Genomic DNA, 15,831 nt, shown 5'->3' on the forward strand with positions numbered 1-15,831 from the left:
CCGGAGCGGCAAGGCCATCATGCGGCCTTCGCCGTTGAACGGCGGCTTAATGGATCCGTGTCGCAGCGAACGGTTTTCGTCTACGGTTTTCCGGAGCGGGTCCCCTAGCCAAGGCGGCGTGTCTCCTCTATAGACCCCGCTCCGATCAGGATCGCGACGCGCGCGGCTCCCCCGCAGGGGCGGCCTCGCGCCTGTTTTGTTGCACGGGAAGTAGTTCCAATGGCCGTTCCGAAGCGAAAGACCTCTCCGTCGCGGCGCGGCATGCGCCGCTCCGCCGACGCCCTCAAGGCCCCGACCTATGTCGAGGACAAGGATTCCGGCGAGCTGCGCCGCCCGCACCACATCGACCTGAAGACCGGCATGTATCGCGGTCGCCAGGTGCTGAAGGTCAAGTCCGACGCGTGATCCGGTGTGGCGGCGCATCCAGCGCCGCCGATGACCGGCACGGGATGACGGCGCCCCTCGCGGGCGCCGTTCTCGTTTCTGGCCCTCCTTCAGGCCGGGGCGCGGCCGGCCCGCCACAGCCAGAACGCCGTGAGCACCAGGAGCAGCGTCGCGAGGGCGCCGGTCAGGTCGAGGGCGTCGAAGCCGGCCCAGCGCCCGGGCCCGAAGGCGCGCACCAGGAGCGGGCCGAGGATCTGCCCGGCCGCGAAGGCGGCGGTCATCCGGGCCAAGAGCGGCGTCGGCGCGTCGGGCCGCGCCTCGCGGGCCAGTTGCAGCCCCGCCATGGTGGCGATCATGAAGGTGCCGCCGACGAGGAGCGCCGAGGCCGCCACCGCCCAGAGGGCGTGGACCGTGAGCGGCAGGACGGTGCCGAGGGCCATGATCCCTTGTGCCGCCGCCCAGAGCCGCCGGCGCGGCACACCCGCGAGGCGGCGCGCCGCCACGGCGACCGAGACCATGGCGGCGAGGCCGAAGAGCGGCCAGGCCAGGCCGAAGACCAGCGGGTCGGGGGTCAGCTCCCGTGCCATCGCCGGCAGGAACGTCGCCGGCACGATGTAGCCGAAGCCGAAGGTGCCGTAGCACAGGATGAGGGCTCCCTGCCCGGCCCCCCGGGTGCCGGCGGCGGCCTCGCGCTCCGCGAGGCCGGGCGGGTGGGCGCCCTGCCCGCGCGACAGGAGCCCGACGATGAGCGCGCCGAGGGCGGCCACCACCCCGAGCTCGAGCCACAGCCGCGCCGCCGGCTGGCGCCCGCCGAGCCAAGCCAGAATCCCGGCGAGCGCGATGCCGAGGCCGACACCGGTATAGATCCAGGCGCCGAGACGCGGCGCCTGCCGCCGGGCGAGCTCGGCGAGGCACCAGCCGCTGGCGCAGACGAGGGCCCAGGCGCTGAACACCCCGGCCGCTCCCCGCAAGGCCGCGCCGAGCAGGGCCGGGGCAGGATGGCCGGCTCCGGCCATGGCGAGCGTCGTCAGCGCCACGCCGGCGAGGCTCAGGCGCAGGCCGCGGCCGGGATCGCCGGAGAACCACGCCGCCGTCAGGGCCCCGATCAGGTACCCGGCATAGTTGGCCGCTGCCCATTCGGCGCCGGCGGCAGCGCTCAAGGCGCCGTCGCGCAGCATCAGGGGCAGGAGCGGCGTGAAGGCGAAGCGGCCAATGCCCATGGCGACCGCGAGGGCGAGGATGCCCCCGAGGACGACTGGTCCGTTGGCCGGGCGCGCGCCGGGACGGGCGAGGGAGAGTTCGGACATGCGCATGGGGGCGATCTCATGGGGACGGTCTCATGGGGACGGTCTCATGGGGACGGTCTCATGGGGACGGTCTCATGGGGACGGTCTCATGGGGACGGTCTCATGGGGACGATCAGACACCTGCCATCCCTTCTTGGAAAATGAATTTTCCTGATCTATCCTTCTCACCATGAGAATGATGGACCTCGACGACCTCCACATCTTCCGTAGCGTGGTGCGGGAGGGCGGCGTGACGCGGGCGGCGAGTCTCCTCAACCGGGTGCCGTCCAACGTCACGACCCGGATCAAGCAATTCGAGGAGCGGCTGGGCGTCGCCCTGTTCCGGCGCGAGGGCCGCTCCCTCACCCTCACCGAGGCGGGGCGCACCCTGCTGGGCCACGCCGAGACATTGCTGCAGCTGGCCGACCTGGCCGAGCGGGACTTGCGCGGCGGCGGCGTGCGCGGGGTGCTGCGGCTCGGCTCGCTGGAGAGTGCCGCCGGCGCCCGGCTGCCGCCGATCCTCTCGGCATTCCACACCCGCTATCCCGACGTGACGATCGAGCTGCAAACCGGCACGACCCGGGCGATGCTGCACCAGCTGGGGCGCCACGAGGTCGAGGCGGCCTTCGTGTCAGAGCCGTTCGAGCGCGGCACCCTGTCGTCGGTGCCGGCCTTCGACGAGGAGCTGGTGCTGATCACCGCCAAGACGGCCGAAGGAAGTGCGGCCGAAGGGAGTGCGGCGGACGAGAGTGCGATGACCCGGACCGTGGTGGCCTTCCCACATGGCTGCTCCTACCGCCAGCGCCTGTTCGAGTGGCTCGCCGCGGAGGGCCGGTCGCCGGAGCGGATCCTGGACATGAGTTCCTACCACGCCATCGTCGCCTGCGTGGCGGCCGGCACCGGGGCGGCGGTCGTGCCGGCGGAGGTGCTCGACCACGCGGTACTGGGCACGGCAGTCGCGCGTCACGCGCTGCCGATCCATTTGCGGCTCAACCGCACGCACCTGGTCTGGTCGGGAGAGGCGAGCCCCGCCCTGCGCTCGCTGATGGGGCTGTTGCCGCGGGTGGAGGAGCAGGAGGTGGCCGATACGTCAAGGCATTGCCTGAGCACCCGCTCGACTGGCCCCTGACGATCCCAGCTTCTTCCCGATATTTCTGGAGCATTTTCCGACGAAGTGGACACCGGTTCGTCGCAGAAAATGCGGCAAAATCAAAGATCTAGAGCGGCGCCCGATGGTAACGTGACCGGTCGCCGCTCTAGACCGCGCAACCGAGCCTGGAAGGTCGCAGCGCGTGGCGATACGAGGGGTTCGAACCCTCAGAGATCGCGGCCCGCCGCATACCGCGCCGAGGCCACCCGCGACCGGTCGAGCCGCGACGGCCGCAACGTCCCGCTCGGCCCGTCGATCAGCTGGACGAGGAAGGTTGCCAGCGGCCGGGCCGGCACGACCCGGGAGCCGGGCTCCGGAGCCCCGGTCGGGACGAGGGACCGGCCGGTGGTGTCCGGGTCCGGGACGGGCGTATCGGGCTGGGACATGGCGGCGGCCCTGCGAGGTGACGACGGACCAACGCCGCAAGCCGCCTGCCGTGTTCCCTCCCCGCCGGCCTACTTTTTCGCCAGGGCTTCGAGCCGGTTCTGCATCTCGGCCATCTGGCGCTTGAGGTCGTCGAGCTCGCCCTTGGGGGCGGCCGTGGAAGCCGGGGCCTCGGCCGGCTTGTCGCCGGCGGGCTGTCCGCCCGGGCCGAACGGCGTGAACATCCGCATGGCCTCGCTGAAGAAGCTCATATTGGCGCGCACCTGCTCCTCCATGGCGTGCTGGAAGGCGGTGGGGCCGAAGGTCTGGGACATCTTCTCGCGCAGGCCGTCCTGCTCGCGGGCGAGATGATCCATCGAGTATTCGAGGAAGCTCGGCACCATCGCCCGCATGCTGTCGCCGTAGAACCGGATCAGCTGGCGCAGGAAGGCCACCGGCAGCAGGTTCTCGGCGCCGGCCTTGTTCTCCTGCTCGAAGATGATCTGGGTCAGCACCGAGCGGGTGATGTCCTCACCGGACTTGGCGTCGTAGACCACGAAATCCTCGCCGGCCTGCACCATCGCGGCGAGGTCCTCGAGTGTGACGTAGGTCGAGGTGCCCGTGTGGTAGAGACGCCGGTTGGCGTACTTCTTGATGACGGTGGGTGTCGACTTGCCGCTCTCCGCCATCGGTGCGTGGCCTCCCTCTTTGCCAACCTCTTGGCCGACCCCTTGGCGAACCCGGCGGGAACTGGCCGGGGCCGGGCGAGCCGAATTTTCACCGGTTCTCATGAGTGGACCTTAAGGCCTTCGTGTGCTGGCGAAAATAGCAATCTGCGCGTCGTCCACGCAAACTGGCCGCGCTGCCAGCGCCAGAACCGGTCGTGAACGCCTTGACTTCGTCCAGGGCAACGCTTTCATCCACCCCAAAGCACGCAGGACACGCGCCGCCGGGAGCGGGCCGGCGGCATCCCGCGACGCTGGGAGAGGCTCAGAGGAGAGGCGCATGGCTGAGAAGGCTGATATCGTCATCGTGGGTGCCGCCCGCACCCCGGTCGGGTCGTTCAACGGGGCCTTCGCCACCGTGCCCGCCCACAAGCTCGGCGCGGTCGCCATCAAGGCGGCCCTGGAGCGTGCCAAGGTCTCCCCCGAGGAGGTCGACGAGGTGATCTTCGGCCAGGTGCTCGCCGCCGGCGAGGGTCAGAACCCGGCCCGCCAGGCCGCCATGGCCGCCGGCATCCCGCAGGAGAAGACCGCCTGGGGCCTCAACCAGCTCTGCGGCTCGGGTCTTCGCACCGTCGCGGTCGGCATGCAGCAGATCGCCAACGGCGACGCCGACATCATCGTGGCCGGCGGCCAGGAATCGATGTCGATGGCCCCTCACGCCCAGTACCTGCGCGGCGGCCAGAAGATGGGCGACCTGAAGCTCGTCGACACGATGCTGAAGGACGGCCTGATGGACGCCTTCAACGGCTACCACATGGGCAACACCGCCGAGAACATCGCCCAGCAGTGGCAGCTCACCCGCGAGGAGCAGGACGCGTTCGCCGCCCGCTCGCAGAATAAGGCCGAGGCCGCCAAGAAGGAAGGCCGGTTCAAGGACGAGATCGCCCCCGTCACCGTGCCCGGCCGCAAGGGCGACGTGGTGGTCGATGCCGACGAGTACATCCGCGAGGGTGCGACGCCCGAGGGCATGGCCAAGCTGAAGCCGGCCTTCTCGAAGGACGGCACGGTCACGGCCGGCAACGCGTCCGGCATCAACGACGGCGCCGCCGCCCTGGTGCTGATGTCGGCGGCCGAGGCCGAGAAGCGCGGCCTCAAGCCGCTGGCCACCATCCGCTCCTGGGCCACCGCCGGCGTCGACCCGAAGATCATGGGCACCGGCCCGATCCCGGCCTCGCGCAAGGCCCTCGAGAAGGCCGGCTGGAAGGCCTCCGACCTCGACCTGATCGAGGCCAACGAGGCCTTCGCGGCCCAGGCGCTCGCGGTCAACAAGGACCTGGGCTTCGACGATACGAAGGTGAACGTGAACGGCGGCGCCATCGCCATCGGCCACCCGATCGGCGCCTCGGGCGCCCGCGTCCTCGTCACCCTCCTGCACGAGATGCAGCGCCGCGATGCCAAGAAGGGTCTCGCCACGCTCTGCATCGGCGGCGGCATGGGCGTCGCCATGTGCCTCGAGCGCTGAGACAGCGTCGAGCACGAACACCGCCGCGCCTTCGAGCGAACTCGTTCGAAGGCGCGGGCTAACCCCGAATGGGCGCCGGCGCTGCTGCGCCGGACGCTTTCGCATCGACACGTCGATGCGAAAGCGTGATGGTACAAGTCGCGTCGCGCGCTGAAATATTACGATTGAGACGAAGAGCGGCCGGGAGCCCGGCCGCTCCCTCTCAGTTAGTACCTGAAGAAGCGGGACAACACCCGCCTTCGTTGTGGAACGGCCGCCTTCCGTAAAGTACCACGGAGCCGCGCCGAGGGATGGATCGCTCGAACGCTCATCAAGGAGAGGGCACATGGCAGAACGCGTCGCACTGGTCACCGGGGGCACGCGCGGCATCGGCGCTGCGATCTCGAAAGGTCTGAAGGAGGCCGGATACAAGGTCGCGGCCAATTACGGCGGCAACGACGAGGCCGCGCAGGCCTTCAAGGACGAGACCGGGATCTCGGTCTTCAAGTTCGACGTCGGCGATCCTGCGGCCTGCGAGGCCGGCATCCGCGCTGCGGAAGCCGAGCTCGGCCCGATCGACACCCTCGTGAACAATGCCGGCATCACCCGGGACGGCATGTTCCACAAGATGACCTTCGAGCAGTGGCAGGCGGTGATCCGCACCAACCTCGACTCGATGTTCACCTGCACCCGGCCGCTGATCGACGGCATGCGCTCGCGGGGCTTCGGCCGCATCATCCTGATCTCGTCCATCAACGGCCAGAAGGGCCAGATGGGCCAGACCAACTACTCCGCCGCCAAGGCCGGCGTGATCGGCTTCGCCAAGGCGCTGGCGCAGGAGAACGCCAACAAGGGCATCACCGTCAACGTGATCGCGCCGGGCTACATCGCCACCGAGATGGTCAAGGCGATCCCCGCCGACGTGCTCAAGGCCAAGATCCTGCCGCACATCCCGGTCGGCCGCCTCGGCGAGGCGGAGGAGATCGCCCGCGCGGTGGAGTTCCTGGCCGGCGAGCAGGCGGGCTTCATCACCGGCTCGACCCTGACGATCAACGGCGGCCAGTACTTCGTGTGACGAGGCGGGGCGCCTCGTCCGGGGCGCCCCCTTTCCGAAGCCGTCGGGCTGGCCCGGCGGTTCCCGCCCCGCCTTGCATCGGGCCTCGACAACCCACCGGTTCCGCACGGGGTCGTGAGCATCGACCTGGGCCGGTCGATCCGGAAAGACGGCCACTCATCTGCCTCCCCGGCCCTCGCAGCGGCGCGACGAGGGTGATGGCGGGCTCTGGCCCCAGGTTGCGCAGCTTGCCCCTGGCCGCTCTCTCCGGCTCCCGCTCGAAGGGGGATGCGTCCCGCCTGACCCGGCGACGCCAGGGGCAGCAGGCGGATCAACGTCGCGATGACGGGTGGCGGCGCACTCCTCCGCGCGACGCGCGTGGCGCAGATCCTCATGAGCGCCGGCAGTATCTTGCCGCGCCGGCGACTCGCGGCGCGCATCGCGGCACCGCGCCGGTCCCGAGGCTCGACCGGGAAGCCGGATGGGCCGGACCCGGCCCATGGCCGCTCGCCGGCATGACGGGGATCCTGTCCCGTCGTGGACTCGGCATGCGGTCTTCGAGCTGCCGGACCGCCACGGCAGCGCACCGGCGGCGGCCGACAAGCAGCTGACCTCCATCGGCGGGCCTCGACGGCATCGTCCCGCCATCGGGCCGGCGGCGGGGAAGGCCGTCCGTCCTACCTCCGGACCGCCAGCTCGACCGCCGTCGCGACCGGGCGGGCGCTCGCGCGCATCACCGCGGCAGCGCCAGCGGACCCGGCATCGACCGACGCAATTGACGGATCGATGCAACGCTTTAGCAACGACACCCCGTTGCCAGGCTTTAACCTGAACAGGGATTCAGATCCAGCCGTTAACCTGTCAAAGGCCACCCGCCCTGCATAGTCCTCCTCACACAGGGACAAGCACCGGCGCAACAAAAGCCGGGGAGGCACAGACAGATGATCAACGCTTCGCTGCAACACTTCTGCAACCGTATGATCGCCGCCGGCGCCATCAGCCTGGAGGACGTGCGCGAGCTGCACCGTGCGGTGCTGCCCGATGGGCTGACCTGCCGCGAGGAGGCCGACATGCTGTTCGGCCTGGACCGGGCGATCCCGAGGGCCGATGCGGCCTTCGCCGAGTGGCTGATCGCGTCGACGGTCGATTTCGCCGTGTGGGGCGAGCGCCCGACCGGCCATATCGACGCCGACACCGCCCATTGGCTCGCCGCCTCGCTCGGCTGCGGCCGCGGCCCGACCGCCACCGGCGCCCGCATCGCCGTCGAGGTGGTGCGCGAGGCGGAGACCAACGACCCGGCCCTGATCAGCTTCGCGCTCCAGGCGAACCGGACCCGGGCCGGGGCTGAGGATGCGATCGAGGAGATCCTGTCCTACGCGGTGGCCGCGTGAACATGGGCTTCGACATGGGCTTCGCCCATTCGGCCGAGAACACCCGGCTTTGCGGCGCGCGCGCCATGCTTTAACGGGGATGAGCTTGGGTGTGACCCACCCCGGCCCGGATTCCCCCTTAGGCTCGAGTGCGCGCTCCGATGTTCGACAAGATCCTGATCGCCAACCGTGGCGAGATCGCCTGCCGCATCATCAAGACGGCGCGCCGCATGGGGATCAAGACGGTGGCGGTCTATTCCGACGCCGACCGTGACGCGCTGCACGTCGCCATGGCCGACGAGGCGGTGCATATCGGCCCCGCCGCCGCGGCGCAGTCCTACCTCGTCATCGACAAGATCGTGGAGGCCTGCCGGCAGACCGGCGCCCAGGCCGTCCATCCCGGCTATGGCTTCCTCTCCGAGCGCGAGGCCTTCCCCAAGGCGCTGGAAGCCGCCGGCATCGTGTTCATCGGCCCGAACCCCGCGGCAATCGCCGCCATGGGCGACAAGATCGAATCGAAGAAGGCGGCCTCCGCGGCACAAGTCTCGACCGTCCCGGGCTTCCTCGGGGTGATCGAGAGCCCGGAGCACGCCGTCACCATCGCCGACGAGATCGGCTATCCGGTCATGATCAAGGCCTCGGCCGGCGGCGGCGGCAAGGGCATGCGCATCGCGCACTCGGCCGGCGAGGTGGCGGAGGGCTTCGCCCGCGCCCGCTCGGAAGCCGCCTCGTCCTTCGGCGACGACCGGGTCTTCGTGGAAAAGTTCATCACCGATCCGCGCCACATCGAGATCCAGGTCATCGGCGACAAGCACGGCAACGTCGTCTATCTGGGCGAGCGCGAGTGCTCGATCCAGCGCCGCAACCAGAAGGTCATCGAGGAGGCGCCCTCCCCGCTCCTCGACGAGGCGACGCGGCGCAAGATGGGCGAGCAGGCCGTGGCCTTGGCCAAGGCCGTGAACTACGATTCCGCCGGCACCGTCGAGTTCGTCGCCGGCCAGGACAAGTCGTTCTACTTCCTCGAGATGAACACCCGGCTCCAGGTCGAGCACCCGGTGACCGAGATGATCACCGGCCTCGACCTCGTCGAGCTGATGATCCGGGTCGCGGCCGGCGAGAAGCTGCCGATCGCGCAAGATGACGTGACGCTGAACGGCTGGGCGGTGGAGAGCCGCGTCTACGCCGAGGATCCGACCCGCAACTTCCTGCCCTCGATCGGCCGGCTCACCACCTACCGGCCGCCGGAGGAGGGCCCCCTCGGCGACGCGATCGTGCGCAACGACACCGGCGTCGAGGAGGGAAGCGAGATCGCGATCCACTACGACCCGATGATCGCCAAGCTGGTCACCTGGGCCCCGACCCGCGACGAAGCGGTGGCGTCCCAGGCCCAGGCCCTCGACGCCTTCGCGATCGACGGCATCCGCCACAACATCCCGTTCCTCTCGGCGCTGATGCACCATCCGCGCTGGCAGGAAGGCCGGCTCTCCACCGGCTTCATCGCGGAGGAATTCCCGAACGGGTTCGAGGCGCCCAAGCCCGCGGGCGAGGTGGCGCGCCGGATGGCGGCGGCCGCCGCCGCGATCGACCACCTGCTCAACGAGCGCAAGCGCGGCATCTCGGGCCAGATGCGCGAGCCGTTCCAGTTGCGCTTCGAGAATGAGCGGGTGGTGCTGCTCGGCGACCAGCGTTTCGAGGCGACCGTCGAGACCACCAACGATGGGGTCGTGGTCGCCTTCGCGGACGGGACCGAATGGATGGTCGAGAGCGACTGGCTCCCGGGCGAACCGGTCTGGACCGGCACGATCGATGGTGAGCCGGCGGCGATCCAGGTCCGCTCCCTCCTCAACGGCGTTTCTCTGCAGCATGCGGGCGCCGCCGCCGAGGCCCGGGTCTACACGAGGCGCGAGGCGGAGCTGGCCGCCCTGATGCCCGTCAAGGAGGTCGCCGGGTCGGGCAAGCAGCTGCTCTGCCCGATGCCGGGCCTCGTGAAGAGCATCATGGTCACCCCCGGCCAGGAGGTGAAGGCGGGCGAGCCGCTGGCGATCGTCGAGGCGATGAAGATGGAGAACGTGCTGCGCGCCGAGCGCGACGGCACCGTCCAGACCATCCAGGCCAAGGAAGGCGACAGCCTGGCGGTCGACGCGGTGATCCTCGAATTCGCCTGAGCCGAGCGGTCTCTTCGTGCCGCTCTACTTCGCCTACGGCTCCAACATGGACCGGGCCGCCATGGCCCGGCGTTGCCCCGCCTCGCGGGTGCTCGGCCTCGGCCGGCTCAACCGCCACCGCCTCGTCATCATGCGGGAGGGCTACGCCTCGGTGGAGCGCTGTCCCTCCGGCACGGTCTGGGGCGTGCTGTGGGATTTGAGCCTCGCCGACGTGCCGGCCCTCGACCGCTACGAGGGCGTGGCGAGCGGGCTCTACGTCAAGGCGCAGCAGCCGGTCTCGACCGAAGGTGGGGTGCGGCGGGCGCTGGTGTATCTGGGCCGCGGCAGCGGCGGCGTGCCGAGGCCGGGCTACCTGGAGGGCGTGATCGCGGCGGGCCGGGAGAACGGCCTGCCGGAGATGTATTTACGGGGATTGGCGGCGCTCAAGCGGTAAGCACCCGCGACGCCTGAACCCTACCCCCTGCGGGGGAAGGTTCCCCGCGGAAGCGGGGCGGCAAAGGGGCAGCGCGACGCTGATCCAGGTCTGCGCCCGTCACGCAGGCACGGCCTCTTCCGGAAGCCACGTCCCTCTCCCGCCCCCTGCTGACGCAGGGCCCCCCTCCCCCGCAGAGGGGGGAGGGTCTCTTGGCGGCGTGCGCTGCGTCTTGCCGAGATCACTCCTCCGCGGCGAACCGGCCGTGGCAGTGCTTGTACTTCTTGCCCGAGCCGCAGGGGCAGGGCTCGTTGCGGCCGACCCGGCCCCAGGTCGCGGCGTCGTCGGGATTGCGCTCCAGCACCGGGGCGTCGGCGGCGAGGGCCTGACCGGCGAACTCGTAGGCACCGCCGCCGCCACCGGCCGCGCCCTCCGCGTAGGCGAACTCGTTCTCGCCGGTCACCGGGTCGAGGTGCTGGGCGAACATCGGCGGCAGCGTCTGCGGCTCCGGCTCCTGGTACATGATCTCGACCCGCATCAGCTGGCCGGTGACCTGCTCGCGCAGGGAGCCGACGAGGCTGTTGAACAGGTCGAACGCCTCCGACTTGTACTCGTTGAGCGGGTCGCGCTGGGCGATGCCGCGCCAGCCGATCACCTGGCGCAGGTGGTCGAGGGTGACGAGGTGCTCGCGCCAGAGATGGTCGAGGCTCTGGAGCAGCACCTGCTTCTCGACATAGGCCATCACCTCGGGCGTGTTGCGGGCGGTGCGCTCGGCATACGCCTCGTCGGCGGCCTTGCGCAGGCGCTCGCGGATCTCCTCGTCGGCGATGCCCTCTTCCTTGGCCCAGTCCTCGACCGGGACGTCGAGGTTGAGGTCGCGGGTGATGCTCTCGCGCAGGCCCGCGATGTCCCACTGCTCCGGATAGGCGTCCTCCGGCACGTGGCGCGCCACCACGTCCTCGATCACGCCCTGGCGCATCTCGTCGACGGTCTCGCGCACGCTCTCCTGCGCCATGAACTCGCGGCGCTGCTCGAACACGACCTTGCGCTGGTCGTTCATGACGTTGTCGTACTTGAGCACGTTCTTGCGCATGTCGAAGTTGCGCGCTTCGACCTTCTGCTGCGCCTTGGCGATCGCCTTGTTGATCCACGGATGGATGATCGCCTCGCCCTCCTCGAGCCCGAGGCGCTGGAGCATGCCGTCCATGCGGTCGGAGCCGAAGATCCGCATCAGGTCGTCCTGAAGCGAGAGGTAGAATTTCGAGCGGCCGGGATCGCCCTGGCGGCCGGAGCGGCCGCGCAGCTGGTTGTCGATGCGCCGGCTCTCGTTGCGCTCGGTGCCGAGGATGTAGAGGCCGCCGGGCAGCGCCGCCTTGCGGCCGGCGGCCGGGTCGGCCGGCTCGCCCGAGCCCAGCACGCGCGCCCGGTTCTGCTCGATCTCGGCCTTCAGACCCGCGATGCGGGCGTCGCGCTCAGGCCCCTCCGGCACATTGGCCAGCTCCTGCTCGATCCGCATGTCGAGGTTGCCGCCGAGCTTGATGTCGGTGCCGCGGCCGGCCATGTTGGTGGCGATGGTGATCGCGCCCGGCACGCCGGCCTCGGCCACGATGTAGGCTTCCTGCTCGTGGAAGCGGGCATTCAGCACCGCGAAGCGCTTGGTCACCCGTCCCTCGCGGGCGGCGGCGTAGACATCCTCCAGCGCCGACGGGTCGCTGTAGTCGAGCGGCTTGTAGCCGTGCTTGACCAGCAGGCCGGCGAGGTGCTCCGAGCGCTCGATCGAGCCGGTGCCGACCAGCACCGGCTGCAGCCGGGCATGGGCCTTGTCGATCTCCTGGATGATCGCGGCGTATTTCTCGTCGACGGTGCGGTAGACCTCGTCGTCCTCGTCGACGCGCTCGACCTCCTTGTTGGTCGGGATCTCGACCACTTCGAGGTTGTAGATTTCCTGGAACTCGTCGGCCTCGGTCGAGGCGGTGCCGGTCATGCCGGCGAGCTTCTTGTAGAGGCGGAAGTAGTTCTGGAAGGTGATCGAGGCGAGCGTCTGGTTCTCGGGCTGGATCGTCACCCGCTCCTTGGCCTCGAGGGCCTGGTGGAGTCCTTCCGAGTAGCGCCGGCCGGGCATCATGCGGCCGGTGAACTCGTCGATGATCACCACCTCGTCGTTGCGGACGATGTAGTCCTTGTCGCGGGTGAACAGGGTGTGGGCGCGCAAAGCCTGGTTGACGTGGTGGACCAGCGTCACGTTGTGGGCGTCGTAGAGGTCGCCCTCCTTGAGGATGCCGGCCTCGCGCAGCAATTCCTCGATGTGCTCGTTGCCGTTCTCGGTCAGCGAGACCGTGCGCTGCTTCTCGTCGAGGTCGTAATCCTCGCGTACCAGGCGCGGCAAGATCGCATCGATCGTGGTGTAGAGGTCGGAGCGGTCGTCGATGGGACCCGAGATGATCAGCGGCGTGCGCGCCTCGTCGATCAGGATCGAGTCGACCTCGTCGACGATCGCGTAGTTGTGGCCGCGCTGAACCATCTGGCCCAGCTCGTACTTCATGTTGTCGCGCAGGTAGTCGAAGCCGTACTCGTTGTTGGTGCCGTAGGTGATGTCGCAGGCATAGGCCGCCTTGCGCTCGACGTCGTCGAGGCCGTGCACGATGATGCCGGTGGTCAGGCCGAGGAAGCGGTAGACCCGTCCCATCCACTCGGCGTCGCGGCGGGCGAGGTAGTCGTTGACGGTGACGACGTGGACGCCCTTCCCCGACAGGGCGTTGAGGTAGGTGGCGAGCGTCGCCACCAGGGTCTTGCCCTCGCCGGTCTTCATCTCGGCGATGCCGCTCTCGTGCAGCACCATGCCGCCGATCAGCTGGACGTCGAAGTGGCGCTGGCCGAGCACCCGCTTGGCCGCCTCGCGCACGGTCGCGAAGGCCGGGACCAGGATGTCGTCGAGGGACTTGCCGGCGGCGAGCTCGGCCTTCAGGGCGTCGGTGCGGGCGCGCAGGGCCTCGTCGGACAGGGCCGCCAGCTCGGGCTCGAGGGCGTTGATGGCCTGGACGCGGGGTCGGTATCCCTTCACCCGGCGGTCGTTGGACGACCCGAAGATCTTCTTGGCAAGGGAACCCAGCATCGTGAACCTGCGATCGATCGTAACGGTAGTGGCGCGCGCCGCGGGCGCCTTATAGGCCCATATAGGGAGCCGTGCACCCAAAAGGCAGCGGGCGCGAAGGCACAACCGTGGCCGTGCTGCGAAAGACGGGGGGCGGAGGGCGGCAAGGCCGCTTGATTCCCGCCCCGGCACCGCCCTAGCTGCCGTGCTGCCAGAGGCAGGATAACGGCCGCACGGGCAACGAAGCGGCCGGGGAGGACGACATGACACGTTTGAGCCGGGCGCTCGCCCGCACCACCGCGCTCGCCGCCGGTCTCGCTCTCGCGACCGCCGCACACGCCCAATCCCCCCAGAAGGGCGCCTCCGACGGCGTGGTGAAGATCGGCATCCTCAACGACCAGTCCGGCGTCTACGCCGATTTCGGCGGCCGCGGCTCGGTCGAGGCGGCGAAGATGGCGGTCGAGGATTTCGGGGGCAAGGTCCTCGACGTGCCGGTGCAGATCGTCGACGCCGACCACCAGAACAAGCCGGACATCGCCTCGAACATCGCCCGGCAATGGTACGACACCGACCGTGTCGACGCGATCATGGAGCTGACCACCTCCTCGGTGGCGCTCGCGGTGCAGGGCCTGTCGAAGGAGAAGCGCAAGATCACGATCGTGGACGGTGCGGCCACCTCGGACCTCACCGGCAAGCAGTGCACGCCCTACGGCTTCCACTGGGCCTACGACACCCACGCGCTGGCGGTCGGCACCGGCGGCTCGCTGGTCGAGACCGGCGGCGACACCTGGTTCTTCCTCACCGCCGACTACGCCTTCGGCACCGCGCTCCAGGCCGACGTCACCCAGTACGTGACCCAGAAGGGCGGCAAGGTGGTGGGCGCCGTGCGCCATCCCTTGAGCGCGCAGGACTTCTCGTCGTTCCTGCTCCAGGCGCAAGGATCGGGGGCCAAGATCGTCGGGCTGGCCAATGCCGGCCTCGACACCTCGAACGCGATCAAGCAGGCGGCGGAATTCGGCATCGTCCAGGGCGGCCAGCGCCTCGCGGCCCTGCTGTTCACGCTAGCGGAAGTCCACGGTCTCGGCCTCAAGGCGGCGCAGGGCATCGTGCTGACCGAGGGCTATTACTGGGACCTCGACGACCAGGCGCGCGGCTTCGCCAAGCGCTTCATGGCCAAGACCGGCAAGATGCCGAACATGATCCAGGCCGGCACCTACTCCTCGGTGCTGCACTACCTGAAGGCCGTGAAGGCCGCCGGCACCGACGACACCGACGCCGTGGCCGCCAAGATGCGCGAGCTGAAGGTCGACGACTTCTTCGGCCGCGGCGGCACCGTTCAGGCCAATGGCCGCATGGTCCACGACATGTACCTGTTCCAGGTCAAGTCGCCGACCGAGTCGAAGGCGCCGTGGGACTACTACAAGCTGCTCGCCACGATTCCCGGCGACAAGGCCTTCCTCTCGGCCAAGGCCAGCGGCTGCCCGCTGACGCAGTGAGGGCGAAGGGACCTCGGCGAGGACCTTGACACGTCACAGGGTCATCCCGGGCCTCGCCGCAGGCGAGCGCCCGGGATCCCGAGCTTGTTACGGATTCGAGGCGAGTCGAGGGGCTTGCTTGACCGCCGGACGGACGAAGGCGACGAGGGTTGGCCCGGTCGGGGCGTAGCGCTCGTCATGCTGAACGAGCCTGCCCAGGCGGGTGGCCCAGGGACGGCAGCGATCAACCGCCCGTCGCGGCGGGACCAGCACGGAGCTTTGCGTGGCCGCAGGCAGCTCGCGACGCTCCGGCTCGATGCCGGGGGCGCGGACGGCCATGGCCCGCGTCTTCCCGGTGTAGCCCCGATCGACGAAGGCGACCGCGACACGTTTGCCGGTGGTCGAGGGCACGGCCCCGGTCAAGCGGCCGCGCTGGCGTTGATGTCACTTGACTGGCTCTTGGACGGCGAGACGGGCACCCGCGCCCGTGCATGATCCGGTATCCGAGCCGAGCCCCGACCCTCGACCCTCGAACCGATGGCGGATCAAGGCGTTCGCAGAAGGGACGGGAAGGGCGATGCGCTCGTGGTGCAGGGCGTGACCCGGCGCGTCGCCTCTCGCGACGACGACCGGGCATCCTCCGCATGACGCGTCAGCGCCGGTGATGCACCATCACACCACGAGATTGCACACCACGAGATTGCACACCCCGAGACTGCACACTCCCCGGGAACATCCAGGCCCACGCAGTGGCCGGCCTGCGCGAGGCCATCGAGGCGGCGGGTTTTCCCACCCGCGCCCTCATCCTGAGGCACCGAAGCCCAGCGGAGGCCTCGACGGACGCCTCCAGGTATCGCTCGGACTGCTGGAGCGCTTCTTCGAGGCCGGATCGTGCAGCGATCTCCGATCGCAGGC

Annotated in this window: 12 protein-coding genes; 8 read left to right on the forward strand and 4 right to left on the reverse strand. The window is 69.5% G+C overall.

Features of this window, described 5'->3' with window-relative positions:
• Positions 1 to 219 precede the first annotated feature (219 nt).
• Positions 220 to 405: a 50S ribosomal protein L32 gene (rpmF, locus tag DA075_RS23305; protein ID WP_048425702.1), complete on the forward strand. Its 186-nt coding sequence runs from the start codon at positions 220 to 222 to the stop codon at positions 403 to 405.
• Positions 406 to 494: 89 nt separating this feature from the next.
• On the opposite strand, the gene DA075_RS23310 is transcribed toward rpmF, so the two are convergent.
• On the reverse strand, positions 495 to 1,697 hold the full coding sequence (locus DA075_RS23310) for a YbfB/YjiJ family MFS transporter (protein ID WP_244936303.1): 1,203 nt from the start codon (positions 1,695 to 1,697) through the stop codon (positions 495 to 497).
• 172 nt (positions 1,698 to 1,869) lie between these two features.
• On the opposite strand from DA075_RS23310, the gene DA075_RS23315 reads away from it, so the two are divergent.
• Positions 1,870 to 2,799 carry a LysR family transcriptional regulator gene (locus tag DA075_RS23315; RefSeq protein ID WP_174800114.1) on the forward strand — a complete coding sequence of 310 codons (930 nt, stop codon included), beginning with the start codon at positions 1,870 to 1,872 and terminating at the stop codon, positions 2,797 to 2,799.
• A gap of 188 nt (positions 2,800 to 2,987) precedes the next feature.
• On the opposite strand, the gene DA075_RS23320 is transcribed toward DA075_RS23315, so the two are convergent.
• Together DA075_RS23320 and phaR are read right to left on the reverse strand one after the other, a co-directional pair.
• Positions 2,988 to 3,206: a hypothetical protein gene (locus tag DA075_RS23320; protein WP_099955249.1), complete on the reverse strand. Its 219-nt coding sequence runs from the start codon at positions 3,204 to 3,206 to the stop codon at positions 2,988 to 2,990.
• A 69-nt stretch (positions 3,207 to 3,275) separates the two neighbouring features.
• A complete protein-coding gene (gene phaR / locus DA075_RS23325) occupies positions 3,276 to 3,872 on the reverse strand; it encodes a polyhydroxyalkanoate synthesis repressor PhaR (RefSeq protein WP_099955250.1) in 597 nt (198 codons plus the stop codon).
• Between the two features lie 316 nt (positions 3,873 to 4,188).
• Here phaR and DA075_RS23330 point away from each other — a divergent pair, with 316 nt between their 5' ends.
• From DA075_RS23330 to DA075_RS23350, 5 genes are all read left to right on the forward strand, one after another.
• Complete coding sequence (locus tag DA075_RS23330; protein WP_099955251.1) at positions 4,189 to 5,370, forward strand: acetyl-CoA C-acetyltransferase; 1,182 nt, start codon at positions 4,189 to 4,191, stop codon at positions 5,368 to 5,370.
• 325 nt (positions 5,371 to 5,695) lie between these two features.
• The gene (phbB, locus tag DA075_RS23335) at positions 5,696 to 6,424 is read left to right on the forward strand and encodes an acetoacetyl-CoA reductase (protein ID WP_099955252.1); all 729 of its coding nucleotides are present in this window, start codon (positions 5,696 to 5,698) and stop codon (positions 6,422 to 6,424) included.
• Between the two features lie 920 nt (positions 6,425 to 7,344).
• Entirely contained in the window at positions 7,345 to 7,794 is a 450-nt protein-coding gene (locus tag DA075_RS23340) for a hypothetical protein (protein WP_099955253.1), read from the forward strand.
• Positions 7,795 to 7,934: 140 nt separating this feature from the next.
• Complete coding sequence (locus DA075_RS23345; RefSeq protein ID WP_099955254.1) at positions 7,935 to 9,938, forward strand: acetyl-CoA carboxylase biotin carboxylase subunit; 2,004 nt, start codon at positions 7,935 to 7,937, stop codon at positions 9,936 to 9,938.
• 16 nt (positions 9,939 to 9,954) lie between these two features.
• Positions 9,955 to 10,371: a gamma-glutamylcyclotransferase family protein gene (locus tag DA075_RS23350; RefSeq protein ID WP_099955255.1), complete on the forward strand. Its 417-nt coding sequence runs from the start codon at positions 9,955 to 9,957 to the stop codon at positions 10,369 to 10,371.
• 220 nt (positions 10,372 to 10,591) lie between these two features.
• Here DA075_RS23350 and secA read toward each other — a convergent pair whose 3' ends face one another.
• A complete protein-coding gene (gene secA, locus DA075_RS23355) occupies positions 10,592 to 13,462 on the reverse strand; it encodes a preprotein translocase subunit SecA (RefSeq protein ID WP_099955256.1) in 2,871 nt (956 codons plus the stop codon).
• Positions 13,463 to 13,704: 242 nt separating this feature from the next.
• Between secA and DA075_RS23360 the strand changes: the two genes are divergently transcribed.
• Positions 13,705 to 14,937 (forward strand): ABC transporter substrate-binding protein, encoded by a 1,233-nt coding sequence (locus tag DA075_RS23360; RefSeq protein WP_099955257.1) that lies wholly within the window; start codon positions 13,705 to 13,707, stop codon positions 14,935 to 14,937.
• Positions 14,938 to 15,831: the final 894 nt, after the last annotated feature.

This window comes from Methylobacterium currus (assembly GCF_003058325.1).
Lineage (GTDB): Bacteria > Pseudomonadota > Alphaproteobacteria > Rhizobiales > Beijerinckiaceae > Methylobacterium > Methylobacterium currus.

What these genes read in the sequence shown, in the direction of transcription:
- phaR (WP_099955250.1), bottom strand. Translation starts at nt 3,872, where the DNA reads ATGGCGGAGAGCGGCAAGTCGACACCCACCGTCATCAAGAAGTACGCC.
- DA075_RS23315 (WP_174800114.1), top strand. Translation starts at nt 1,870, where the DNA reads ATGGACCTCGACGACCTCCACATCTTCCGTAGCGTGGTGCGGGAGGGC.
- phbB (WP_099955252.1), top strand. Translation starts at nt 5,696, where the DNA reads ATGGCAGAACGCGTCGCACTGGTCACCGGGGGCACGCGCGGCATCGGC.
- DA075_RS23330 (WP_099955251.1), top strand. Translation starts at nt 4,189, where the DNA reads ATGGCTGAGAAGGCTGATATCGTCATCGTGGGTGCCGCCCGCACCCCG.
- DA075_RS23340 (WP_099955253.1), top strand. Translation starts at nt 7,345, where the DNA reads ATGATCAACGCTTCGCTGCAACACTTCTGCAACCGTATGATCGCCGCC.
- DA075_RS23310 (WP_244936303.1), bottom strand. Translation starts at nt 1,697, where the DNA reads ATGCGCATGTCCGAACTCTCCCTCGCCCGTCCCGGCGCGCGCCCGGCC.
- DA075_RS23360 (WP_099955257.1), top strand. Translation starts at nt 13,705, where the DNA reads ATGACACGTTTGAGCCGGGCGCTCGCCCGCACCACCGCGCTCGCCGCC.
- DA075_RS23320 (WP_099955249.1), bottom strand. Translation starts at nt 3,206, where the DNA reads ATGTCCCAGCCCGATACGCCCGTCCCGGACCCGGACACCACCGGCCGG.
- DA075_RS23345 (WP_099955254.1), top strand. Translation starts at nt 7,935, where the DNA reads ATGTTCGACAAGATCCTGATCGCCAACCGTGGCGAGATCGCCTGCCGC.
- rpmF (WP_048425702.1), top strand. Translation starts at nt 220, where the DNA reads ATGGCCGTTCCGAAGCGAAAGACCTCTCCGTCGCGGCGCGGCATGCGC.
- secA (WP_099955256.1), bottom strand. Translation starts at nt 13,462, where the DNA reads ATGCTGGGTTCCCTTGCCAAGAAGATCTTCGGGTCGTCCAACGACCGC.